The 23825-nt window shown below is 44.7% G+C and carries 27 protein-coding genes; 21 read left to right on the forward strand and 6 right to left on the reverse strand.

Features of this window, described 5'->3' with window-relative positions:
* Position 1: 1 nt before the first annotated feature.
* The 6 genes from cobJ to HMPREF9429_RS05610 are packed head-to-tail and all read left to right on the forward strand — an operon-like array spanning position 2 to position 5718.
* A complete protein-coding gene (cobJ, locus tag HMPREF9429_RS05585) occupies positions 2-733 on the forward strand; it encodes a precorrin-3B C(17)-methyltransferase (protein WP_006942297.1) in 732 nt (243 codons plus the stop codon).
* Positions 730-1485: a precorrin-6A reductase gene (cobK, locus tag HMPREF9429_RS05590; protein ID WP_006942298.1), complete on the forward strand. Its 756-nt coding sequence runs from the start codon at positions 730-732 to the stop codon at positions 1483-1485. The genes cobJ and cobK overlap by 4 nt, the downstream gene beginning before the upstream one ends.
* A 1-nt stretch (position 1486) precedes the next feature.
* Positions 1487-2719: a bifunctional cobalt-precorrin-7 (C(5))-methyltransferase/cobalt-precorrin-6B (C(15))-methyltransferase gene (locus HMPREF9429_RS05595; RefSeq protein WP_006942299.1), complete on the forward strand. Its 1233-nt coding sequence runs from the start codon at positions 1487-1489 to the stop codon at positions 2717-2719.
* Positions 2700-4076, forward strand: coding sequence for a cobyrinate a,c-diamide synthase (locus HMPREF9429_RS05600; protein ID WP_006942300.1), 1377 nt, complete (start codon positions 2700-2702; stop codon positions 4074-4076). Before HMPREF9429_RS05595 ends, HMPREF9429_RS05600 begins: the two co-directional genes overlap by 20 nt.
* The gene (locus HMPREF9429_RS05605; RefSeq protein ID WP_006942301.1) at positions 4076-4717 is read left to right on the forward strand and encodes a precorrin-8X methylmutase; all 642 of its coding nucleotides are present in this window, start codon (positions 4076-4078) and stop codon (positions 4715-4717) included. The genes HMPREF9429_RS05600 and HMPREF9429_RS05605 overlap by 1 nt, the downstream gene beginning before the upstream one ends.
* The gene (locus tag HMPREF9429_RS05610) at positions 4714-5718 is read left to right on the forward strand and encodes a nucleoid-associated protein (protein ID WP_006942302.1); all 1005 of its coding nucleotides are present in this window, start codon (positions 4714-4716) and stop codon (positions 5716-5718) included. Before HMPREF9429_RS05605 ends, HMPREF9429_RS05610 begins: the two co-directional genes overlap by 4 nt.
* Before the next feature lie 47 nt (positions 5719-5765).
* Here HMPREF9429_RS05610 and HMPREF9429_RS05615 read toward each other — a convergent pair whose 3' ends face one another.
* On the reverse strand, positions 5766-6491 hold the full coding sequence (locus HMPREF9429_RS05615) for a BUD32 family EKC/KEOPS complex subunit (protein ID WP_040774299.1): 726 nt from the start codon (positions 6489-6491) through the stop codon (positions 5766-5768).
* A gap of 184 nt (positions 6492-6675) precedes the next feature.
* On the opposite strand from HMPREF9429_RS05615, the gene HMPREF9429_RS05620 reads away from it, so the two are divergent.
* The 4 genes from HMPREF9429_RS05620 to HMPREF9429_RS05630 all read left to right on the forward strand — a co-directional run bounded on the left by HMPREF9429_RS05620 (position 6676) and on the right by HMPREF9429_RS05630 (position 9567).
* Entirely contained in the window at positions 6676-7455 is a 780-nt protein-coding gene (locus HMPREF9429_RS05620; protein ID WP_006942304.1) for a hypothetical protein, read from the forward strand.
* 150 nt (positions 7456-7605) lie between these two features.
* On the forward strand, positions 7606-7734 hold the full coding sequence (locus tag HMPREF9429_RS09385) for a hypothetical protein (RefSeq protein WP_269479170.1): 129 nt from the start codon (positions 7606-7608) through the stop codon (positions 7732-7734).
* Entirely contained in the window at positions 7694-8734 is a 1041-nt protein-coding gene (locus HMPREF9429_RS05625; RefSeq protein ID WP_006942305.1) for a hypothetical protein, read from the forward strand. Before HMPREF9429_RS09385 ends, HMPREF9429_RS05625 begins: the two co-directional genes overlap by 41 nt.
* A gap of 323 nt (positions 8735-9057) precedes the next feature.
* On the forward strand, positions 9058-9567 hold the full coding sequence (locus HMPREF9429_RS05630; protein WP_006942307.1) for a hypothetical protein: 510 nt from the start codon (positions 9058-9060) through the stop codon (positions 9565-9567).
* Positions 9568-10841: 1274 nt separating this feature from the next.
* Here the strand turns inward: HMPREF9429_RS05630 and gdhA are convergent.
* Complete coding sequence (gene gdhA, locus HMPREF9429_RS05640) at positions 10842-12191, reverse strand: NADP-specific glutamate dehydrogenase (RefSeq protein WP_006942309.1); 1350 nt, start codon at positions 12189-12191, stop codon at positions 10842-10844.
* 377 nt (positions 12192-12568) lie between these two features.
* Positions 12569-13675: an acyltransferase gene (locus HMPREF9429_RS05645; RefSeq protein ID WP_040773936.1), complete on the reverse strand. Its 1107-nt coding sequence runs from the start codon at positions 13673-13675 to the stop codon at positions 12569-12571.
* An 81-nt stretch (positions 13676-13756) separates the two neighbouring features.
* Here HMPREF9429_RS05645 and HMPREF9429_RS05650 point away from each other — a divergent pair, with 81 nt between their 5' ends.
* The 8 genes from HMPREF9429_RS05650 to HMPREF9429_RS05685 are packed head-to-tail and all read left to right on the forward strand — an operon-like array spanning position 13757 to position 19229.
* Positions 13757-14266, forward strand: coding sequence for a hypothetical protein (locus tag HMPREF9429_RS05650; RefSeq protein WP_040773939.1), 510 nt, complete (start codon positions 13757-13759; stop codon positions 14264-14266).
* Between the two features lie 20 nt (positions 14267-14286).
* Positions 14287-14685, forward strand: coding sequence for a DUF3592 domain-containing protein (locus HMPREF9429_RS05655; RefSeq protein ID WP_006942315.1), 399 nt, complete (start codon positions 14287-14289; stop codon positions 14683-14685).
* A 15-nt stretch (positions 14686-14700) separates the two neighbouring features.
* Positions 14701-15288, forward strand: coding sequence for a GTP cyclohydrolase I (gene folE / locus HMPREF9429_RS05660; protein ID WP_156780720.1), 588 nt, complete (start codon positions 14701-14703; stop codon positions 15286-15288).
* Positions 15281-16138 (forward strand): dihydropteroate synthase, encoded by an 858-nt coding sequence (folP, locus tag HMPREF9429_RS05665; protein ID WP_006942317.1) that lies wholly within the window; start codon positions 15281-15283, stop codon positions 16136-16138. The genes folE and folP overlap by 8 nt, the downstream gene beginning before the upstream one ends.
* Positions 16139-16152: 14 nt before the next feature.
* A complete protein-coding gene (gene folB / locus HMPREF9429_RS05670) occupies positions 16153-16518 on the forward strand; it encodes a dihydroneopterin aldolase (RefSeq protein ID WP_006942318.1) in 366 nt (121 codons plus the stop codon).
* On the forward strand, positions 16511-17026 hold the full coding sequence (gene folK, locus HMPREF9429_RS05675; RefSeq protein ID WP_006942319.1) for a 2-amino-4-hydroxy-6-hydroxymethyldihydropteridine diphosphokinase: 516 nt from the start codon (positions 16511-16513) through the stop codon (positions 17024-17026). Before folB ends, folK begins: the two co-directional genes overlap by 8 nt.
* Complete coding sequence (locus tag HMPREF9429_RS05680) at positions 17011-17691, forward strand: response regulator transcription factor (RefSeq protein WP_006942320.1); 681 nt, start codon at positions 17011-17013, stop codon at positions 17689-17691. The genes folK and HMPREF9429_RS05680 overlap by 16 nt, the downstream gene beginning before the upstream one ends.
* Entirely contained in the window at positions 17688-19229 is a 1542-nt protein-coding gene (locus HMPREF9429_RS05685) for a sensor histidine kinase (protein WP_006942321.1), read from the forward strand. The genes HMPREF9429_RS05680 and HMPREF9429_RS05685 overlap by 4 nt, the downstream gene beginning before the upstream one ends.
* A 13-nt stretch (positions 19230-19242) precedes the next feature.
* Here HMPREF9429_RS05685 and HMPREF9429_RS05690 read toward each other — a convergent pair whose 3' ends face one another.
* The 3 genes from HMPREF9429_RS05690 to HMPREF9429_RS05700 are packed head-to-tail and all read right to left on the reverse strand — an operon-like array spanning position 19243 to position 20998.
* A complete protein-coding gene (locus HMPREF9429_RS05690) occupies positions 19243-19473 on the reverse strand; it encodes a hypothetical protein (protein WP_006942322.1) in 231 nt (76 codons plus the stop codon).
* A gap of 1 nt (position 19474) precedes the next feature.
* Complete coding sequence (locus HMPREF9429_RS05695) at positions 19475-20200, reverse strand: metallophosphoesterase (RefSeq protein WP_006942323.1); 726 nt, start codon at positions 20198-20200, stop codon at positions 19475-19477.
* 3 nt (positions 20201-20203) lie between these two features.
* Positions 20204-20998 (reverse strand): DUF4931 domain-containing protein, encoded by a 795-nt coding sequence (locus tag HMPREF9429_RS05700; RefSeq protein WP_040773942.1) that lies wholly within the window; start codon positions 20996-20998, stop codon positions 20204-20206.
* A gap of 100 nt (positions 20999-21098) precedes the next feature.
* Here HMPREF9429_RS05700 and mutY point away from each other — a divergent pair, with 100 nt between their 5' ends.
* The 3 genes from mutY to HMPREF9429_RS05715 all read left to right on the forward strand — a co-directional run bounded on the left by mutY (position 21099) and on the right by HMPREF9429_RS05715 (position 23798).
* On the forward strand, positions 21099-22157 hold the full coding sequence (gene mutY, locus HMPREF9429_RS05705; RefSeq protein WP_006942325.1) for an A/G-specific adenine glycosylase: 1059 nt from the start codon (positions 21099-21101) through the stop codon (positions 22155-22157).
* Positions 22154-23350, forward strand: a complete 1197-nt coding sequence (locus HMPREF9429_RS05710; RefSeq protein WP_006942326.1) for a metallophosphoesterase — start codon at positions 22154-22156, stop codon at positions 23348-23350. Before mutY ends, HMPREF9429_RS05710 begins: the two co-directional genes overlap by 4 nt.
* Positions 23351-23432: 82 nt before the next feature.
* Positions 23433-23798: a NifB/NifX family molybdenum-iron cluster-binding protein gene (locus HMPREF9429_RS05715; RefSeq protein WP_040773946.1), complete on the forward strand. Its 366-nt coding sequence runs from the start codon at positions 23433-23435 to the stop codon at positions 23796-23798.
* Positions 23799-23825: the final 27 nt, after the last annotated feature.

Consider the following 23825-nt stretch of genomic DNA (forward strand, 5'->3'; position numbering starts at 1 on the left):
GATGAAGGGAAAAATTTATGTTATCGGTCTCGGTCCCGGCGGTAAGCAGGACATGACTTACAGGGCCGTAGCCGCCTTGCATGAATGTGATGTTATTGCAGGCTATACAACTTATATCGATTTGATTAAAGCCGATTTTGCGGATAAAGAATTTATCGTTACCGGTATGAGAAAGGAAACGGAGCGTTGTAAGGCTGCTGTGGAAACGGCACGGCAAGGAAAAACCGTAGCCATGGTTTCGAGCGGCGATGCGGGTATTTACGGTATGGCAGGCATTATGTATGAAGTGGCCGAAGCGTATGACGATGTGGATATTGAGGTTGTCCCGGGCATTACGGCAGCCGGATCGGGCGGTGCCTTATTGGGGGCTCCTCTTGTTGCCGATTCATGCCTTATTTCTTTGAGTGATTTATTGACACCGTTGGAAAAGATTATGAAACGCGTCGAGGCGGCGGCGGAGACGGATTTTGTCATTTGTTTATATAATCCGGCCAGCAAGGGGCGGCCCGATTATTTGAAGCAGGCTTGTCAGATTATCCGAAATTACAGAGAGGATAAAACGCCTGTCGGCATTGTGCGCAATATCGGTAGAAGTGAAGAGTCGGTGCGTATTATGACATTGGCCGAAGCAACGGATGCTCAAGTCGATATGTTTACGACCGTCATTATCGGTAACAGTCGTACAAGGATTATTAAAGATAAGATGGTAACGCCGCGCGGTTACCGCTTATGAGTTTGCGGATATGGATTGCCGCAGGTACGACGGAAGGCCGCCTGTTGGCAGAAGATCTGGCCGATGAAAATGTAGAATTAGCCGTTACGGTGGCTACGGAATACGGAGCCTCGTTAATTATTGATAAGCCCAATGTGAGCGTCCTTGACAAGCGTCTTAATGACAGGGGTATGGCGGAATTTATAGATCAATTTAAACCGGACTTGGCCATCGATGCGACGCATCCCTATGCGGCCATGGTGACAGAGACGATGCGTCGCGTTTGCGAAAAAAAAGGTGTCGTTTATAAGCGGCTGTTAAGACCGCCGACGGATGAAGAAGATTGCCTGCGATTTTCATCTGTTGAAGAGGCGGCGGCATGGCTTGATGAAAAAGAAGGTGTAATTTTTCTTACGACGGGTAGTAAGGATTTACATAAGTTTGCGACTATACGTAATTATGAACAGCGGCTTGTAGCGCGTATTTTGCCTGTTCGAGAATCACTTGATAAGGCCTTGGACAACGGGTATATACCGTCTCGCATTATTGCTATGCAGGGGCCTTTTTCCGTAGACTTGAATACGGCTATGTTTAAAGAGTTTCAATCCTCTTGGGTCGTAACGAAGAATTCCGGTTCCGTCGGCGGATTTTCACAGAAGCTGGAAGCCGCCCGAGCCGCAAGAGCTAAGCTGATCGTTATTGAACGACCTGAAGATGCGGGAAGTTCGTATGAAGAAATACGGGATTTTGTAAAGAGTCAGACGGAGGCATGAGATGCTGACAGTCCATATTATCGGGACAGGTCCGGGGTCTTCGGAGCTGTTGACCAAAAGTGCCGAAAAAGCCTTGAATGAGGCGACAATCGTTGTAGGTGATACACGACTGTTGTCTGAAATGACTGAGGGGAAACGGTGCATACAAACATATAAGGTTGATGAGATTCGGCAAATTGTGCTGGAAGCAGATGAAAAGAAAGATTGTCTTGCCGTTCTCGTGTCGGGAGATGTGGGTTTTTATAGCTTGGCCAAGTTACTTACAGATATACCGGGTTGCCGAATCGTTCGTCATCCCGGTATCAGCAGTCTCGTCTATTTTGCGGCACGCACGTCTACGAGTTGGGATGATATGTATCTCATGAGCCGTCACGGCAGAGACGGAAACCTTACCGGTGCCGTTATGACACATAAAAAGGTCTTTTGCCTTACCGGCGGAAAAGGCGGGTCCGTTCGGGACTTATGTGAAGAGCTTTGTCGCAACGGCTTGGGGCAGGTTAAGGTAACGGTAGGAGAACGCCTTTCATATGAAGAGGAACGGATTTGTACCTTAACGGCATCTGAAGGCGCCAAAGAGGTATTCGATCCTTTAGCCGTCATGGTCGTTGAAAACGAAGGGGCTCAGCCGATAGTCACTCCTGTTCACGGTTGGGATGATTCACTGTTTTTGAGAGGCAAGGCGCCGATGACGAAGCAGGAAGTACGTGCCTTGGCTATATCGAAGCTTCGCCCCGAAGCCGATCACATCGTTTACGACATAGGTGCCGGGACAGGGTCTTGTTCCGTAGAATTGGCCTTTCAAGTGCCGTACGGTAAGGTGTACGGCTTTGAAATAAATGAAGAGGCCGCTACGTTGGCAGAAGCTAATAAGGAGCGGTTTAACGCATGTAATCTGGAAATTATTCGCGGCAATGCCTTGGAAAAAATCGTAAATATGCCATGCCCCGATCGAGTTTTTATTGGCGGAACAAAGGGAAATTTGAAAGAAATTTTAGATATATTATATAAAAAGAATGCTTACTGTCGGATTGTTATTACGGCCATTACCTTGGAAACGGCGGGAGCCGTGACGGCTTATTATAAAGAACATACGGATTATGAATTGGAAACAACACAATTATTTGCTTCCGAGGGTAGGCGGGTCGGTCCGTATACCTTAATGGAAGGGCATAATCCCGTTTATGTTATGACGGCCTATCGCAAGGAGGCGGAGTATGAAGGTCAGAGTAAGTAGAATTTTATTGGCCGCTCCGTCCAGCGGTAGCGGTAAGACGACAGTCGTCATGGCCGTAACAGGGGGTTTTAAGCGTAAAGGACTCGGTGTACAGGCTTTTAAAGTCGGACCCGACTATATAGACCCCATGTTTCATCGTGCCGTAACGGGAGTAGAAGCTCATAATCTGGATCTTTTTTTGTGCGGCGGTCACGGCAAGGGAGAAGATGTATGTAAGGAAATCCTTTCTCGACATGGAGAAAAGGCGGATATTTGCGTTCTTGAAGGGGCTATGGGATTTTATGACGGACTGGGACTTTCAAGCGATTTCAGTGCTTATGACACGGCATGTCGATTGGAAACACCGGTTGTTCTTGTCGTTAACGGAAGAGGATCGGCTCTTTCGACAGCAGCCGTACTGAAAGGGCTTGCCGAGTTTCGCAGGGACAGTCATGTTGTCGGCTTTATTGTCAATCATATAAAGCCCGGAGTCTACCTCTTTTATAAGGAGTTATGGGAAAAAGAATCGGGCCTCAAGGCGTACGGGTGTTTTCCGGATTTACCGGACGGGGCCTTGAAAAGTCGCCACTTAGGACTTGTAACGGCGGATGAGATAGATGATTTACAGCATAAAGCAGGGATTTTGGCAGAAGCGGCTCTGGAATATATAGACTTAGACGGCTTAGCGGCTCTGGCAGAGGAAGCTCCTCCGGTATCTTATATACCCAAAGATATAAAAGCGGTCGGTCAGGCAACCATAGCCGTTGCCAGGGATGAGGCCTTCTGTTTTTATTATGAAGACGGTTTGAATGAATTGGTTCGTTACGGTGCAAAGATTGTTGAATTCAGTCCTCTGCATGATAAACAGTTGCCGCCTTGTGACGGTCTCTATATAGGGGGCGGGTATCCGGAGCTTTATGCCGAAACATTAAGTAATAATGAGTCTATGCGTTTCAGTATTCAAAAAGCCGTTCAGGCGGGTCTCCCCTGTGTAGGAGAATGTGGCGGCTATATGTACTTGGCCGAAAGTTTCCGGCATGAAGGAACAGTATTACCCATGGTTCATGTCGTGCCGGGCAGAATTTCCATGACGAATCGATTGGTCGGATTCGGTTATGCCGAAATGACGGCTCATGAAGATAATCTGTTATATTCCGCTGCAGAGACGATGAGGGCTCATGAATTTCATTACTCGCAAAGTACCGACTCAGGGTCAGCCTTTACTATTACGAAGAGGGGAAGACGTGCGGCGGGAGAGGCGGTTTTTGCTAAAGGGAGTATTTTTGCCGGCTATCCGCATTTTCACTTTAGCGGAGAAACAAAGGCCGCCGAACGATTTGTAAGAGCTTGCGTCAATTTTCGCAAGAAGGAGAAATAATGGATATAGAACATGTATTACCGCAAGATATTGAAAAGAGAAGTATGCAAATTATTGAGGAAGAGTTGGGAGAAGTGCGTCTGGATCCGGATAAGAAGGATATTATTAAACGGGTTATTCATACCAGTGCGGATTTTGAATACGCTCATAAGCTTCGATTCAGTGATAATGCCGTCGAGTCGGCACTGAATGCCATTCGTCACGGGTGTACCATCCTGACGGATACCAATATGGCCCGCACCGGTATTAATACAGGGGCTTTGAAGAAGACGGGCGGCGCAAAGATATGTTACATGGCAGACGAAGAGGTGGCTGAAAAAGCTAAGGCGAATGGAACGACGCGGGCTACAGCCAGTATGGATAAGGCTTGCGATATAAAAGGCCCGCTTATTGTGGCCGTAGGAAATGCACCTACTGCACTGTTTCGCTTGGCTGATTTAATTGATGAGGGTAAGATAGCACCGGACTTGGTTATCGGTGTGCCTGTCGGGTTTGTCAACGTTATTCAAGCCAAGGAACGAATCATGACCTGCAAGGTTCCTTATATAGTTGCCGCAGGCCGTAAGGGCGGCAGTAATGTGGCGGCTGCTATTTTCAACGCTCTTTTATATAAGGTTATACGAGGCGAAGATACGAAATGATGATTCAAAAGGCGATACTTCATGTTTTGGATTTCGGCACAAGCATGTGCCTTCTTTCTCAAAAAGAGTTAGATTTATCTATTGAGACTGTCGATGATTATGTGTCTAAGCGTGTCGAAAAGTCGTTACACGATCCGGCCGGGCGAACGGGTATATTTTATGAAACGTCGGCAGTTAAACGACAGTTGGAAGCTTATGCATCTCAAGACTTATCCTTTCAGGAGTTGGCCGACGGTTTGGCTAAAGCGGTTTTCGAGAGTTTGAAACTTCAGGCTGAGGCAGATACGACAGATCTTTTGGTCGTTTCTTTTAAGGATGAGGCGCAAAGAGAAGGCATTGCCCTTTTCTTTTTGGAAAACCGCACGGCTTATACACACCGGATTATGACGGATGAGGATGGGGTGTATAGTCAGATTATTGAATATCAGGCCGTTTTACCGGGACTGATGCAAAAGGCGGAGGCCTATGTATTTATAGACTTAAGCGACTTTACGCTTCGCTTTGTCGATAAGAAACGAAGTATTAACGGCGAAGACGTGTATGCTTTGCCTGAGTTGATTTTACAATGTACGACTGTATTATCCGGGAAGGAAACAGTGAAAAAGACCGAAAAGTTACTGACCAAAGTAGCCGAAGAATACGGTAAGAACCCTGTCGAGGCACTGGCCAAAGGGAAACAGTATTTGGCACAAACGGCTGAAACAGGCAGCAACTTTGCTCCTCAAGCCTTCGGTGAAGCCGCCTTTGCAGGCGAGCCCTCTTTGCAGGGTACCTTTACGGAGAAACTGAGACAGGCCAAAGACATACCGAAAGAAGTGAAAGTGGAATCTCGTTTCGCAGAACGGACGGGCACGGTACATAAAATAAAGACGGATACGGGTATTGAAATTACCTTTCCGTCCGCCTATATGGAAAATCCCGATTTTATACAATTTTTCACAAGGCCTGACGGAACCTTGTCTATTGAATTAAAGGGAATCGGTAAAATTATTAATAAGTAAAACAAAGAGGCCATGACCTGTAAGGTCATGGCCTTTAAGTGCTAGCCTTATTTATTGGACAGGTTCATCACATATGATGCCGTCATATCTACAGAGAGAACATCAATCCAGTGAAAAACGGAAAGAACACGGCAAACTGCAAAGATGCGGCTGTGGTCTTGAATAAAAGCGCGTACGTCGGCGAAGCGTTCCTTTTCTGAAGGCAATGATAAATAGCCTGAAACGGCACTGTCAATTAATTCGTTTGTCGGCCATTCTTCACGGAAGCAACTTTGAAGAAAGAGAAATAAGTCGATGGTTTGCGGGTCGGTTTTTAAAAAAGGCACCTTATTTTCCCAGTCCAGGAAGGTGATTTTTTGTTCTTGTCCATGCCATGTAATGTCGCGGATTGCCGGGCGACCGTGCCAAAATCCGTGAGAGTGAAGGGTCGCCAAGGCGTGTCCGGCGTTAAAGAAAATATTCTTACTTTCTTCAACCGAGAGTCTTTTAGCTACTACTTGTAAAGGGGTTCCCGTGTCCTCGGTAACGATAAAGTCATCGCATAATAAGACAACGGGAGGGGCCAAGGGAACCGCTTCATTTACAGAAAGCATTTTATAAGCTTCTCTGTAGAAAGCCGTATCGGGACTGCTCTTGGCAAAGGTGTTACGTCCGTTGCTCATGCGGCGCTTAATATAGTAATTTATATCGTTATATATAAAGGGAATGACGCGACGTTGAGCATTTTTTTCAATAGCCAGTAAGGCGGCTGATTTCAGCTTTTTATCCAACATAATGTACCTTTCTTTGACGTAAATCAGTATAAATTCAGTATAGACAGGACTGTTTTTTCTGTCAATGAACAGGAGAATATCGTTACAGGACTTCATAAGTTGCAGAGCCGTATTTGACGAATTTATAGCCATAGTATAGAATTATAGAAACTCATGTTATTTAGTTATTAATTGGAGGCACTTTATGAAAACTACGAAAAAAGGTCTGTTATTTGCTGCACTTGCCGTTTCCCTGGCTACACTTCCGGGGCAATTTGCTCAAGCCCGGGATGTTGCGGCACAACCTGTAGACGTAGCAACGGCACAGGCTATGGTTAACCAGTGGAATAAGAATTGGTATGCAGCCGACGGCCAATTCATTATGTCACTTGAAGGCGGTAATATTAACGGATGCCCCATTTTGAGCGGCTCTGTTGCTCGCACGGATAGAGAAACCGTCGGTAACTTTAAGATTCAGGAACCGGAACGGGTTCGTGATATTGTTATTAAGCACAGCGGCATGGGGATGCATGAACAGCTCGTTATCGATAATGTGTGGAACTTGTCGCCGTATAACTATGCGGCACACTATGAATCGGTAGGGGGTATTTACCTCGGCGAAACGAAGGCACAGGTTGAAGCTGTTTACGGCAAGCCTATTCGTTCCAACTGGACGTCTGAGGTTGAAACGTGGTACTACGACAGCTTGGGATTACAAATGGACTTTGAAGCAGGCCGTGTCGTATCGATTACCTTTAAGGCAACTGGCGATCGTCGTTTAGATCGGACGGGCTTTGATTGCAAGACAAGTCCTGAAGAATTTGCACGCCTTTATCCTACCGGCGCAGTTCCGCAAAAGGGCGGCGTTTACTATATTGCAGACGGTGAATTCCTAGACTTTACGCATTACCCCGACTCCCTTACCTTATCCATTTATAATCATCATGTACAGGAACCGCAGTATGTTCCTCAAAAAGCTTTATAAGAGTGTAGATAATGCAATGAAAAGGCAGCTCCGAGAGGGGCTGCCTTTTGTGTCTTTTTAACCGGATGAACTGCAGCATTTACAAGGGGTGGGGTCCATATTAGAATAAAGGCTGTATGAGCATCATAGATTCGTAGGGGAGAAGGTGCTGTGGGACAAATGAAGATACAACAAGAGATTATTAAAAAAGTGAATGCCTATATAGTTAATTGGAAATTGCAGCAATGGGGGGTTGCAAGTGGTTTGGTTTCAGCAATTTACGATCCAGAGGAAAATTAAATTTAAAGTAATGGTTTTTATCTTTATACTGGCAGGCCTTTTTACTGGGTGGCTTTTATTCAGCCGTGGCAAGGAAGGAGTAGAGTGGGGACCACTTACTGTTCTTGAGATTAATTCAGGTGATTCTTGTACTTTTGTTTATCCTCAGGAAAGGTATTATCATGTCACGTTGGATAGAAACAAGCTTGTATTTCCGGAAATAATCAATCATCAGGCTTGTGATTGTAAAATTGATGATGATAAAATTCTTGTTGCTTATATCAATACGCAATCTCCCAGTGAATTAATTTTTAAAGTGATTACCGAAGGTAATAGCCAGCGGCGGATTATATTGGAAACATTAAGCAATCAACGAATAGAAGAAGGTGCTTATCCTAAAATTTATATTACTGAGAGATCCTATTATGTTTTGTCTGGGCGTTTTCTGTATAAACTAAGTAAAGCGAATTTGAAAATAGAAAAAATACAATTGGAAAGTTATGAAACTCCATTGATTACGAGGGATGGAAGGTTATTTTTTAGACAGGGTGATTTCCTTGTTTTGGATGAAGATTATGGTGATAAAAAGATGTTACCGTTATCCTCTAAGGAAAGAGTTCGTGGATGGGGAATTGAAGGAGAATCGGTTATTATCGAGAGGAAAGATATGGCGAAAATGGTATCGTTAAAAGATGAAACGCAAACCAAACTTAGAACTCCTAGCTATGGGAGCTTGAACGTTGTTGGAAATATGGGCCATATTGCTATTATTCTATTTTCTCACACAAGTGGTGAAGTTCCCCTATTCGATCCGGCGTTGGCAGCTTATTCGATAATTGACCATGTCGACTATTGGTATTATTCTCCGTATTTATATGATGCTGTTCAACATAAATTTTATGATATACCTGACGAAGTCAAACAATTATTTCCTAGCCATGATGCCTCACTAACGGGGTATTGCGCTCCTCTGAATCTAAAGTTAATTGAAGCAGAATTTCATCAATACATGGATAATTGAGGGAACAATAGTGTATATACCGCAAGAGGGTATCTGTTCTGGATAAGGAATCTGCGATGAAGAAAAAGAAATTAGGCAGATTTTAACGTAAGACTCTTATTTCTCAAAAAATGATTTTAAGTTTAGCGTACGCGTTCTTGTTTCCTCAGATGGAACCTATCAACAGACGAATACATTTGAAGCGGGAGGAGACATTTATACTATTGCCGGTATCGATCAATATAATCGGATTTATGGTGTTGATGCAAACGGAAATACGGCGTATTTAGACAAACAATATAATATAGGAGGCGATCGAACCGCTACTTCTACCGGAAAGCGTGATGAATTTGGACACCTTATTGGCATTGCCAATGATACGGGAAGCTGTAAAACTAAATGATTGGGTATTGCCGGGTGGTATCCATGCATGGTATGACAGAGTGAATCAGAAAACGGGAGAAGTTATTGTCACAGACGGTATCGGTGAATACACGACGGCGCAAATAAAGAATCCGGGTATTTCTTCTGGAGTGACAGAAGCTGCAATGATGCCGCCGAATAATACGCCAGACCCGTCCGATTTAGCCGACTTACTGTTACAGAGCCAACAGCAACATAATAATGATCAGCCAGATTATTCGAATGATACGTTATATCTGTATGCAAAGAATGTAAGTAGAGCCCTGTTAGAACAGGTCTTGGACCGTATAGGCGGGAAATATGGCGCATCGCATTTGGGGACGGCCGCTATTACTGGCAGTGGTGTTGTGACTGATTATCTACAAGGTAAAAGTGCTGAAGATATTTTATTAAATGCAATACTTACTGGAATGGCTGGTAAAGTAGGATAAACAATTGGTGGAGGTCTAAATCTGAAACCAGAAATCACGTCAGGATTATTTGCGGCAGGCGCAGATACTTATAGTGATCAGGCCGATAATGAAAAACAAAAAATGAATATAAATAAATGAGGTAATGTCAATGATTTCAATTCAAGATATTAAAGGGGTTCTTGCTACGATCGGAATAATATTAGTGTTTTCCTATGGTGGGGTTTATATTATTCATAAAATTTTTCGAAAAGAGTTTTTGCGTATTTATAGATATAGTATTTCTCTTATTGCAGGAGGTGTGATATTATATATAAATTTAATTGGTTTTAGTATTTTCTTCTTATTGTGCTAAACGATATTCGATTTGGTTATTTGTGATAGGCTGTGTAGGATTTACGTTGCTCTTTTATAGTAAAAGTGTTTTAGCTAAATGCGAGCATAAAAAAGAAGAATATAGAAAATTGCCTTGTAGCACTAAAAAACTAGCTATATATGATACTATTATGTCTATTGTATTGATTATTAAATACTATCTGATCAATTAAACTATTGAAAGGTAGAACATTGTGGGAGAGGTGTGTTCGATAAATATGAGTAAAGAATAAAAATCTAAAAGTTTATTGGAGATGCAAAAGATGGTTGTAATCCTAAAAGAATAGCCAAGAATCTTCACTTGGGATGACGATTACCGGCGAGGCCATCAGCGGTGTGGATGCCGGATTCTAGGAGGAAAAATATGAGACGGTATTATTAAAGTTGTTGGAAAAGAAATGCAGGCTCAGCTTTATCATGATACGAATCACGCGCTGAATCAGTTGGGAATCTTTTAACCCGAAAGATTTGGAAGGAAGGTGAAAATCGACTAGATACATTTTGAAAAAACTTAAAGCTGTGGGTCATCTGCAAATCTGAATTTGGCTATCGACGATGAAAATAAATCGGGAATAGCTTTATCAGAACTAAGTCGTTGATTGAATGGCAAAAAAACATGCTGACGGATCGTAAAGAATACCGGGGCGTGATACTAAAATGATACTATTTTTTTAAAAACGGCCCAAATGAGGCTAATTTTGAAAAAATGATACCATAAAAATGGCTTAGTGAAGCCATTCTCGTTTTTACGAAATGCCGATGGAGTAGATTGAAAACAAGTACAAGTAAAAAGAAAAGGGTGCAATAGGAGAGATACTCCCGTTGCACCCTTTTCTTTAAGGGCCGAAACGATAATCTTGCTGTTTTGGGTGAAAGGCCTTCTGAAAAGAAGACGGGGGTTTGCGGCCCGAAGGGGGCTATTAGAATACGCCCTGTTCAACCATAGCTGTAGCTACGCGTTCGAAGCCGGCAATGTTAGCACCTGCCACCAGGTTATAACCGAGGCCGTTGCGTTCTGCAGCATCGACGGAATTCTTGTAAATCGTGTCCATAATGTTCTTCAAGCGAGCGTCGACTTCTTCTTCAGTCCATACGAGACGTTCGCTGTTCTGGCTCATTTCCAGAGCGGAAACGGATACGCCGCCGGCGTTAACTGCCTTGGACGGAGCGACAACCATATCTTTTTGTTCCAAGAGATATTTCAAGGCTTCGTTCGTTGTCGGCATGTTGGCAACTTCGATGTAGTAACGAACGCCGTTAGCAACGATTTGTTTAGCTTCTTCCATGTGAACGTCGTTTTGCATAGCCGAAGGCATGATGATGTCGGCTTTAACGCCCCAAGGCTTCTGACCGGCATGGAATTCTACGCCGAATTTATCAGCATAATCCTGAACGCGGTTGCGGCCGCTCGTACGCATTTCAATGAGGTAATCAATCTTTTCGGGTGTTACGACACCTTCGGGATCGTATACATATCCGTCCGGACCGGAGAGGGTAACAACTTTAGCACCCAATTCGGCAGCTTTTTTACAAATACCCCAGCAAACGTTACCGAAACCGGAAGCGGCAATCGTTTTGCCTTTAATGTCGACATTATCATGTTTGAGTACGTTTTCCAAGTAGTAAACAGCACCGTAACCCGTTGCTTCCGGACGGATAAGGGAGCCGCCGTAGCTGAAGCCTTTACCTGTGAGGACGCCGTTTTCGAAAGTACCTTTTAAGCGGCGATATTCACCGTAGAGGAAACCGATTTCACGACCGCCTACGCCCATGTCACCGGCAGGTACGTCAATGTCCGGGCTGATATAGCGATACAGAGCCTGCATGAAGCTTTGGCAGAAACGCATGATTTCGGCATCCGATTTGCCGGAAGGATCGAAGTCGGAGCCACCCTTGCCGCCGCCGATAGGAAGACCTGTCAAAGCATTTTTGAAAATCTGTTCGAAACCGAGGAACTTAATGATACCGGGATATACGTTCGGCTGGAAACGAAGGCCGCCTTTGTAGGGCCCGATTGCTCCGTTGAACTGACAGCGATAACCGATATTCGTGTGGATTTCTCCCTTGTCGTCTTCCCAGACAACGCGGAAGGTAAACATTCTTTCCGGTTCAACAATACGGTTCAAGATATCGAGCTTTTCATACTCGGGATGTTTTTCGATAACCGGTTCGAGAGAAGATAATACTTCTTCAACCGTTTGTACGAATTCCGGTTCATTGGCATGTTTCTTCTTCACGTTTTCAATTACCGATGCGAGATACTTGTTCATTAAAAAATCCTCCTTTTACACCTTTGGTTTAATTGGAATGATACGTTAATCTTTTGCGAGGCAAGATGGCAGATAACTTTGTAAGTCATCTCATAGATTTGTTTTCCTCGCTTACCTGTTTTTACTATAGCATTTTTATAATTACTTGTGAACAGTACAAGGTTTAACGTCGCTTAATTAGAGAAGGTTAAAAGAGTAACAATCTGTAATTATTTAAGATAATGTTAGATAAAATTATAAAATTAAAAAGAAGGGATGATAAATAACTTTAAATTATTTCAATTATACTTTTAAATCATAGACGGTAAGGCATGTATATAAAAACAATCTGTATAAAAATATCCCCTTCAAGAATGAATCCTGAAGGGGATAAGATATTATTTTCCGCGCAGGCAGACTGCCAGAAAACGGGGTAAGGGAAGGTTCTGTAAAAAGGCGGCACAGGTTGCCGCAGCAACGGTAACGAATATATAAATAAGGATAATCGGCAGAGCACTTAAAACGATGCCGAAGTGGGCTGCCGTTCCCGTACAAAGACTGAGAAATACAGGATGTACCAAGTAGACAAGATAGGATTTATCGCCTAAGAAGGAGAATAGCCTATCCGTATTGACGGAGACGGGGCGACATTGCCACAGGTAAAGAAAAAAGAGAATAGATGACAAGGTGTAGATCATACCGACGGGACTCAGTTGGTGAACAGTATACACCGCACCGAGTGCATCATAGTGAAGCACGTGCATGACACCGATGTAGGAGGCAACCATGGCGGCGGCGGAGAAGACTTGGAAAAGGATGATCCCCTTGCCATGGTGAGATAAGAAGGCCGTAACGGCTTCAAATTTCTCAGCAGTGAAAGCCCCGAACATGAAAATAAATATATAGTGGAATACTACCCAGTTTAGTCGATAAGAAGCGGCGTCTTTCAGCCAGTCGTTCGTACCCGTATAGGTAAACAGATAGGATGACCAGAAATTAAAGGCCAGATTCGCCAAAAAGAGCACGGTGAAGGAAAAGAAGGGGGCCTTTAACATGTAAGCTAACAGCCTGCGCCACAAGGGCATGAGAAGGTAAAACCAAAGGAGAATGACGAGAAAATATATGTGATACATGGCTAGCCCGTATGTCAGTGTTTTGAATACGGCAGAAGGACTGAAAATACCGAAATTGCGGCTGAGAACGGCTGTATACAACATATAAAAAAAAGACCAGGTTATATAGGGGAGCAATACGGTCTTAAGGCGTCTTTTTAAGTAAGCACCGTAGTCAAAAGGAGCTGACAGCGGTTGACTGCAGAACATGCCGAAGGCGGAGAGAAAAAAGAAGGCCGGCACGGAAAAGCGTGAGAGGATTTCCAAGAGACCGATAAGGGCCAGATTGGGAGTAGGATTTGAAAGTGCGGCGGAGCCTACGTGAATGCCGATAACACCGAGCATGCAAAGGCCGCGCATATAGTTAATAGAGCGGATGAATCGTTTTGACATAAGCACCTCTATGACATACAATACACAATATATATGTGTTATTATAGCAATGCGAACGGCTTTTCGGTAGAGGTGATTTCCATGAATGACGGCAGATTGCATAACTTAGTGCGAGGAGCTATACTTTTGGCTTTGGCAGTTGTATTGCAGGGAATGCGTTTGATAATACCCGTGCCGACACCGATAAGTATGTTTTTAATCGGTTCGGCCGTCAATGCCTGCCTGGTTCTTATTGCTCGTACGACAGGGCGTACGCAGGGTGTAACGGCAGCCGTATTGTTGCCCGTTTTTGCTTGGTTGGAGGGAATGTTGCCCTTGTGGTTTTTCATCTTTCCCGTTATGGTCGGAAATATTGTTTTCGTACTTCTCGTCAATGCGGCAAGGGGACGAGGAATTTACGGTGCGGCTTTTGTCAAAGCCTTCGTATTGTACAGTGCTTTTTTTGTGCTTTTACAAGTTGTTGAAGTTCCGAACCGTATCGGAGCCGGTATCCTTTTTGTCATGAGTTGGCCGCAAATCGTAACGGGTCTTATCGGCATCGGTATTGCCTTATATGCACAAAAACGGTTGGCGGAAGTGACGAAAAAATAAATTGTTAGGAGTCGTCAAAGATGGATTTATTGCGTCAGATTCCCCTGATTATGGGGGTTTTGTTTATAGCTATCGGTGTTTTTCACGGTTGGAAATTGCGTAGCGTCGTACGGCGGTGTACCGTTTATGCGGACGGAGTCGTAGCGGGATTTCATGAAGTTAAAACTCGCAGTGGGGTTATGTACTATCCGGTTATCGAGTTTTCAGTTGAGCATAAAAAAATTCGGGCAGAGTATAAATTCGGGGCTTCCGAATGGGAATTCAAGGCGGGAGATAAGGCTACACTTCGTTATAATGCGGAGAATCCTGAAGAAATTTATTTATATCATTCATTACCCCTGTGGAAACAGTATTTATCATCGCTATGTATTATTATAGGCGGGCTTATCTTTGTTTGGACATATTCGTATTTTCTCTAAGGCGAGGTGAAGGTCGTGACGGAAGAAAGACAGGTCGATGTACAAGCCGCAACTGACGGTATACGACAGTTTTTAAATGCCTGGGGAATAGATTTAGAAAAGACCGGGATGGCGGATACCCCTATGCGGGTTGTTGAAGCGTACGGCGAATTCTTTTCCGGACTTAACCGTACGGATGAAGACCTTTGGAAGAACCCTATTCAAACGGACACGACAGGAATTGTCGCTCTTCGTAATTTAGAATATTATTCTTTGTGTGAACATCATTTATTGCCTTTCTTCGGAACCGTAAGTATTGCTTATTTGCCGAAAAACGGAAAAATAGCCGGCTTCGGCCGTTTTGCCGATGCCGTGGCCGTTTATGCCCGGCGTCCGCAATTACAGGAACGGATGACGGAGGAGCTATGCCGGAGTATAGAAAAAGGCCTTGATACGGCAGGGGTTCTGGTCATGGTCCGGGGCAGACATTTATGCCTTTCTATGCGCAATCCTCTAGCAGGAAAGTCGGAGATTATGACGGTTGCCGCACGAGGAGCTCTGGAAGCCGGGAGTTCCTTATATGAGAGAGCTTTAAAGCTACTGGAGGAACACGGAGATGAATGAGAAAGAACGTCGTTATCAATGGTCGGACGGAAAAGAATTGATCATCGGTAAGAAAACCTTGGTCATGGGGATTTTGAACGTAACGAGTGATTCTTTTTCGGACGGAGGCAAGTGGAATACGGTAGACAAGGCTTTAGCACATATGGAAGAGATGGTAAATGATGGAGCCGATATTATAGATATAGGTGCCGAATCCTCTCGCCCCGGCTTTGTTCCTGTCGGAGCAAAAGAGGAAATCTCAATTTTATCACAATTTTTACCGCATATTGTTAAAAAATGCCCTGTTCCCGTTTCGGTAGATACGTTTAAAGCGGAAACGGCGGAATATGCAGCCAAAGAAGGTGTACATCTGCTTAACGATATCTGGGGATTGCAGTATGAAAAGGAACCGGGAGAAATGGCGGCAGTGGCTGCCAAATACGGCCTTCCGGTCGTGGTTATGCATAACTGTAACAATACACATTATTCCGACATAATTAAAAACATGAAAGAGTTTTTTAACAAATCCCTTAATATAGCGGAAATAGCGGGTATCCCGAAGGAGCATATTATCCTTGACCCGGGTATCGGCTTCGGCAAAACCTTTGAGCAAAACATATATGTGTTACAAAATTTAAATAAATTTATGTCGCTTCCCTATCCCTTTCTTTTGGGAACCTCGCGCAAGGGCTTTTTGGGGAAAATCCTCGATATGCCCGTAACGGAGCGTGTTGAAGGGACCGGAGCTACTTGCGTTTTGGGTATAGCTGCAGGTTGTAACATTGTGCGCGTTCATGATGTCAAAGAGATTGCCCGCATGTGTCGTGTAGCGGATGTATTGTGCGGGAACGAGAATTTTAGTGTACAATAACGGAGGAAGGACTAATGGATGAAATAATCATTACCGGAATTGCCTGTAAAGGCTATCACGGGTGCCTTCCGGAAGAACGAGTAAAAGGGCAGCCTTTTATTGTAGATTTGGCCTTACGACTGGATTTGAAGGATGCCGGTTTGACAGATGACTTACAACGTACGATTGATTACGGTGAAGTCTGTAACACTGTAGTCGCCATTGTTGAAGGAAAGCCGTTCAACTTAATCGAATCTTTGGCTTATGCCATTGGAGACAGATTGTTGGAACAGTTTTCTCTTTTGGTTTCCGTTGCAGTTACATTGCACAAACCAGAAGCGCCTATCGGTTGCTCCTTCACGGATGTAGCCGTGCGGACAGAGAGATTCAGACATGAATAGGTTTTATATCGGACTGGGGTCCAACAGTGGGGACAGAGACGAGTATATGACTCGTGCTCTACAAAGCTTGGGAGCGGATAAGGACATAAAGGTACAAGGTTTTTCTTCCCTTTATGAAACGCCGCCGTGGGGGGTTACGAATCAACGGCCCTTTTTAAATGCCGTCGTCGCCATCGACACGGATTTAAAAGGAGAAGCTTTGTTGCAACGTTGCCGTACTATAGAAGCGGAGTTAGGCAGAGTTCGCCACTGCAAGTGGGGCGCCAGGACAATTGATCTGGATTTGCTTTTTTCGGAACGGGAAGAGTGTCATACGGAGTTTTTGGAAATGCCTCATCCGTATTTAACACAACGAGCTTTCGTACTGGTGCCATTAATGCAAGTTGCAGGTAATTGCGAGATACAAGGGAAACCGCTGGGTGACTGGTTGAGCCGGCTGACGAATGTGAATGAAATCAAGGAAGTAAAACGGCCTGTGAGGGGGTATTTGCAATGGAAAGAATTTTAATTGCCGATGATGAAGCGTTAATGAGACAGCTTGTTGCCGATTTTTTACGTCCCGAAGGATATGAAGTCCTGGAAGCTGTAGACGGAAAACAGGCTTTGGACATTTTTAATGAACAGAAGCCGGACTTGGTCCTGCTGGATGTTATGATGCCCGGTTATGACGGTTGGACGGTGTGCAGAGAAATTCGCCGCACATCGACGGTTCCTATTATCATGATTACGGCGAAAGATGAAGAAATCGACCAACTCTTTGCCTATGATTTAGGTGTGGACGATTATATTACAAAGCCTTTCAGCCCGAAACTTTTGGTAGCTAAAATGAAGGCGTTGTTACGCAGATTACACGGTGAAGGGGAAGAAAACGGCGCCGATGCCGTACCGGCGGAAGGTGTGGCCATTGACCGTGAAGCGCATCAGGTTCTTATTGACGGTAAGAGTACGGATCTCAGTCCGACGGAATATAAATTACTCAATTATTTGATGACGAATGCCGGAAAGGCTTTGAGTCGTCGCCAGATTTTGAATAAAGTTTGGAACTATGAGTATTACGGGGATCTTCGAACGGTTGATACTCATATTAACCGATTGCGTATTAAATTGGGGAATCGCGGTTCTTATATTCAAACCGTCCGCGGTTACGGGTATCGTTACGATAAACAACAATGAGAAACGTTTCGCTTCGCCAAAAAGTCGGGTTCGGCCTTGTGGGCTTTACCCTTACCTTTGTATTGACCCTGATTTTAGTCATCGGTTTTGCCTTTGAGCCCATTTATTACGGAATTCAGCGGCATAATATGGCGACCTTGGCTGAAGACGTCGGCCGTATCTATAAGGCCGAAGGGTCTACGGGGATTCAGAAAATCAATGAACTTACCGACTCGACAAGTGCCGATGTCTTCGTCATTGATCAAGGCGTGCTGGTATACTTATCGGGTGCGGATCGTACTAGGGTTTTGAGTGATTCAACCGAAGAAGAGACGGCATCGCAGGGACGCCGATTAATACAGTCGGCCAGGGCGAATGTGCCTCAGCATATTCGTATTATCGTATCTTTGCTGCGCGGATATGATCCGCCGGAAGAAGATTTGAACAAGATCATGTACTATACGGATAATAATAGTGACAGCATTCGATTTTACAGTCTTGTTTCCCGCATTAGTGACCATGCGTATGTAACTATAAGTCAGCCATTGGCCCCGTTGCGGGAAAATGTGAAAATTGTTCAGCGATTTATCCTGATGTTAGGACTTATTTGGATAGCCTTGGCCTTGTGGGGGGCTTTCCATTATTCAAAGAAATTGACCGACCCTTTGTATGAATTAAAAGGGATTGCTATGCACATGGCTCATCTTGATTTTTCGCGCAAATGGGAGCGAACCGGTACGAGTGAAGAAATCAGTATGGTCGGTGAGACTCTGAACACCCTGTCGTCTAAGCTGAATCAGGCACTGGAAGATTTGCAGCAGAGTAATACGGCCTTGCAGGTTCAGCTAGACAAGGCTACTGAAATCGAGTACATGCGCAAATCCTTCATATCCGCAGTATCTCATGAATTAAAGACTCCCTTAGCCATCATTCAAGGCTATGCGGAGGCCTTGGAAGATTTGCAAAATCTTCCTGTAGAGACGCAGGAACACTATTGCTCGGTCATTTGTTCGGAAACGAGGAAGATGGACGGTCTGGTTCGTGACCTGCTCAACTTATCGCGATTGGAAGCAGGACGCTTGCAACTGGAATTGACGGATTTTGATTTTGCCGCTTTGATGGAAGAATCGAAGATACGCTTTAAAGAGCCGGCTAAAGAAAAGGGCATTCACCTGTTCTGGGCCTTGCCTGACGAAATGCCTTGTTACGGCGACCCGGGACGCTATGATATTATTCTCAACAACTTCTTATCCAATGCTATCGATTATACGCCTGTAAACGGTTGTATTAAAGTAACCGTTACGGTGGAAGAATCGGACTATTTGATAGAAGTGTTTAACGAAGGTGAGACTATACCGGAAGAGTTCCATACACGTATATGGGAACCTTTTTTCAAGGTTGACTCGTCACATACGCGAGATGCTCAGCGTAAGTTCGGCGGACACGGCCTAGGTCTCGGCATTGTAGCGTCATTACTTACCTTGCACGAACAGCGGTATGGTGTACGCAATGAAAAAGACGGTGTTACCTTCTGGTTCACCGTCGCAAAAGAAAAATAATATTATATTGTTTTTAAAATGCTCTTGTCCCCAAAGAGGGATGAGAGCATTTTTTTAAAGTCAGCCTGTCAATGAGATGTCCCGCTTCCTCCAAATCAATATCCTCTTTTTTTCCGTCGTGCTCAAAAACACAGACGGGGGATTCTGTGCCGACTTCGCCGCCGGGCAAGTAAATATATTCCTGTGTTTTCGTATCGCCGAAGATAATACCGGCCAGTAGGTGTTTTTTAGCAATTTGGCTCATCTTAATGGTCCTTATTCATAATTTCGCTTATATCCAAGAGCTTGCAGTCTCTGTAGTCCGCCGACACGAGGTGCAACAGCGTGCCGTTAAAGATACGGGGGAACATGGTATTCGGTTGCATGCCGTGTAAATGGCCGAACACACAGAGAGGAACTTTGTACTTTTCCAATAATTCCGTAAACCCGCTCGGTTTGGTCAAGTCGCAGACAGGCGGATAGTGAAGTAGCAAGACGGTATGGCGACAACCGAGCTTTTCCGCTTCCTGAAGCGTTCTCTCCACACGTAAGAGTTCGCGTCTGTACGGCTTGTCGTCTTGAGGGGAACGATAGTGAATGTCGCCGGGGCTGATCCATCCATGGGTTCCGCAGACGGCAAATTCTTTGTTTTCCGTTTCCATAACCGTACCGTAGAGGTAGTACATATTATTTTCGTTATCCAGACGATTAAGCTTACCGGCACTTTCCCACCAGTAATCGTGGTTGCCGCGAATAATGATTTTTTTACCCGGCAAGGCTCTGATTTCGTCCAAGTCCTCTTGAGCTTCTTTAAGGTGCATAGCCCAAGAGGTATCGCCGGCAATGAGAACCGTATCGTCATCACTGACACGCGAACGCCAGTCTTCTTGAATTCGTTGCCAATGATTTGTCCAACGCGGGCCGAAGACGTCCATCGGTTTTTTCGCAGGCGTTCCGGATAAGTGTAAATCTCCTATTGCAAATAAACGCATAGATTAATCCTTTATTGATAAAAGTTTATTTTTTAAAGCTCGGACTGTTTCCAGGCGAGAATTTTCGTCCGTAATTTGAGGGATTCTATATCCTACGTACAACGGATTGGTCAAAAAGCGGGGAACCGCTTTGGCAAAGATTCCCGGTTTTTCGGGGAAATAGTAAAAGTAAAGATTATAACTGTCCGTAAATTGAGCGTAACGTTCAGTTATGTATCCGGCTGTCAACTGTAAGTACCGGGAAAAATCGCTAAAGCCGCGGTCATGATGAAGAATCAGGTTGAATTCGTTGAAACCTATAAGGGGATGATCGGAAAGATTTACTTCCAAATCGGGTGTAGCCAAGACGACTTGACCCTTTAAGTGCTCAATACGTACGTCGCAATGGTAGTCATACTCTTTCAAACCGATGACCTGCATGTGCGGATGGTGGATAGTCCCGCCGGAAAGACGCCCGTAGTTGCGGTAAAAGAGAACGGACTTAAATTGCCTGTTCTGTCTCATAATCATCCACTTCGACACGGCAAAATGCAGTAAGCTTTCAGCATATTCAGGCGTGTAATGGGTAAACTCGCCGTCGTCGTTGTCCGTTTCTATGATTAAGGTCGGATCTGTATTTTTTAAAACGGGAAAGGCATTTTTAAGCCAGATCATAGGACCCTTTTTATCTAAAATCCCTTTTAAATGAGGAACATCACAAAAGGGACAATACTTTTCGTGTCGCCGTACCGTATTCGGTTTTTGTTTACCTATGGCCAAATCGAACTCTAACGGCTTATCGTAGTCCCTGTTTGTCATCGTATCGCTCCTTCCGTGTAGTATATATTGTAGCATACTGAATATGGTTTTTAAATCGTGTGATATAATTAAACATATTGAGTGAAAAGGAAATATACCGGTGAAAAATTCAGATAAGTGGCCACTTTTATTGTTGGAGTGGTTTAGTAAAAACCGCCGACCACTGCCCTGGCGCAGTGAAGGTAAGCGAGATCCTTATGCCGTATGGGTGTCGGAAGTCATGTCGCAGCAAACCAAGGTGGAGACTGTAAAACCGTATTATGAAAGTTGGATGGAGCAGTTCCCTTCCGTAGCGGAACTGGCTGCTGCGGATGAGCAGGATGTCTTGCGTCAGTGGCAAGGATTGGGATATTATTCGCGAGCTAAAAACTTGCTGACTGCCGTACGGGAAGTTCAAAATAAATACGGTGGCGTTATTCCCAGTGAAAAAGCGGAACTGCTTACCTTGAAAGGTGTAGGCGACTATACGGCAGGAGCTATTTCAAGTCTTGCCTATAATCGTCCCGTAGCGGCTGTAGACGGCAATGTTTTGCGTGTTCTGGCAAGGTTATACAAGATTGAAGAAAATATTTTGTCGACAAATGTAAAAAAAGAGGTTACACGACTTGTGGAGTCGCAGATTCCGCCGGGTAGAGCCGGAGATTTCAACGAAGCACTTATGGAATTCGGTGCCGTTATTTGCATTCCCAAGTATCCGCGGTGCTCGGATTGCCCTTTAGCAGATTTTTGCGAAGCCAAGGCTGCGGGTATGGAGACGGTCTTGCCCGTGCGCCTTGCTTCTAAAAAACAGACTGAAGAGAAATATGCCGTATTAGTATGTCGCAGAAATAAGTCCGTTCTGGTCCGGCAGCGGCCGGATCGCGGACTTCTGGCATCTATGTGGGAGTTTCCGGCCGTACGCGGCGAAGAAGGACGGGCAGAAGAAAAGCTGAAGGATTTAATGGCGTCCGTAGGAATATCCGTTTTCATAGAACCTGAGATTGTCATGAAGATTAAACATGTTTTTTCTCATAAAAAATGGCATCTTTCCGTATATGAAGGCCAATATACGGGCGGAAATTTGACAGAAAAGGAGAAGTGGCAGTGGTTGCCGGTTTGTGAGTACACGTCTTTGCCATGGGCAGGGCCGCACGGTAAAATCACGGCTTTACTATCATGAAAGGTTGGTTTTTAGTTCTCTTTCTAATCATTACTGCCGGCGGATCCGTTTTGTCGGCAGCAGCTTTTTTTTATATTGCAAAATCTCAATCCAAGTTCGTAAAGATTCTTGTTTTTGCCCTTTGTACCCTTGTCATTGCTATAGGTGTACGCTTTTACGAAGAAACGTACTACAGCTTTTATGATATGTCTTACATTAAGGGGCTGCAGTATGCGGCTATGGCCGGATTGGATTGGCTGATCACCTGGTTTGCGCTCCTTCCTTTGGTCATCGTAGGGACGGCTGTCGCCTTTATAAAAAGACACGGGAAAAGGGGCGGAGTTCATAAGGTCCATAGTGTCGACACAGGGCGACGGAGGTTTTTGAAGAGGGCCGTCTTAGTCCCCGTCGGGGCGGGACTTGTTACGACCTTCGGACTGACGGACGGGAATGCGTGTGTTGTTACAGAGCGACAGACTCTCACTTTCAAGTCGCTGCCTGCCGAATTGGACGGCTATATTATAGGCCACATATCGGATATGCACGTAGGTGTTTTCTTAGGGCCGGATGATTTAGGCCGAGCTATTGACAAGGTAGCCGAAAATAATGCGGATATACTCGTTATTACGGGTGATTTGGCTGATGAAATGTGTCTGGTACCCGAGTGCGGAGACGTATTGGCCGGAAAGGTATCCCGTTTTCGCGACGGCATATATTTTTGCTACGGTAACCATGAATATTTTCATGACGTACAATATGTGACGACTATGTTGAAAAATGCGGGAGTGCATATTTTACGTAATGAAGGGGTTGTTGTTCGGCCGCAGCGTTTTCCCGGTCAAGCTTTTTTTCTGGCAGCTACGGATTACAGCTTTGCCAAGACGAGGGAAGCCTTTGAACGGCAAGCTAAGGAATTTACGAAGCAGGCTCTTCGAGGCAGGCCGCAGGACATGTTTGCCGTTTTATTGGCTCATCATCCCGATTTTTTCGATCCGGCCGCCGTAGCCGGCGTATCTTTGGTCTTGTCAGGCCATACGCACGGCGGACAGCTGGTTTTCGCAGCTCCCGTAGCGTCTCTTAAATATGCTTATTTAAGGGGACTGTATCGGCAAGGTGATACCTATTGCTATGTTAATCGGGGAACAGGTCATTGGTTGCCTTTGCGCATCGGTTGTTCCAGAGAAATTACGATTCATACCTTGCATACGGTATAGGAAAAATGATTGACGACGGGTTGGGACTATATTACTATTATCAAGCAAGTATATAGAAGATATTTAAAGGAGGCTTATGCTCATGAAAATAGCAGTACCGTATGAAGACGGAAAGGTATTTCAGCATTTTGGCAGGGCGAGAGAAATCAAGTTGTATACGGTCGAAAACGGTGCCGTAACGGCAGCTCACCTCGTTGCCAATGAAGCGGAAGGTCACGGAGCGGTGACTCGACTTTTGAAAGAATTGGGTGTCAATATCGTTATTTGCGGCAATATCGGCGGTTGTGCGCAGAAGGCCGTACGTGAAAGCGGGATGGAGCTGTATGCGGGTGTTATTGCTCGTGCCGATGATGCGGTTAACGCATTTTTATCAAATAATCTTGCATATGACCCCGAGGTAGGGTGTCACGAATTTGATGATGACCCCAATCATACGTGTCAGGGGTAATAAGTATTGACCCAAGAGAACTGCGTA

This window comes from Megasphaera micronuciformis F0359 (genome assembly GCF_000165735.1).
Classification (GTDB): domain Bacteria; phylum Bacillota; class Negativicutes; order Veillonellales; family Megasphaeraceae; genus Megasphaera; species Megasphaera micronuciformis.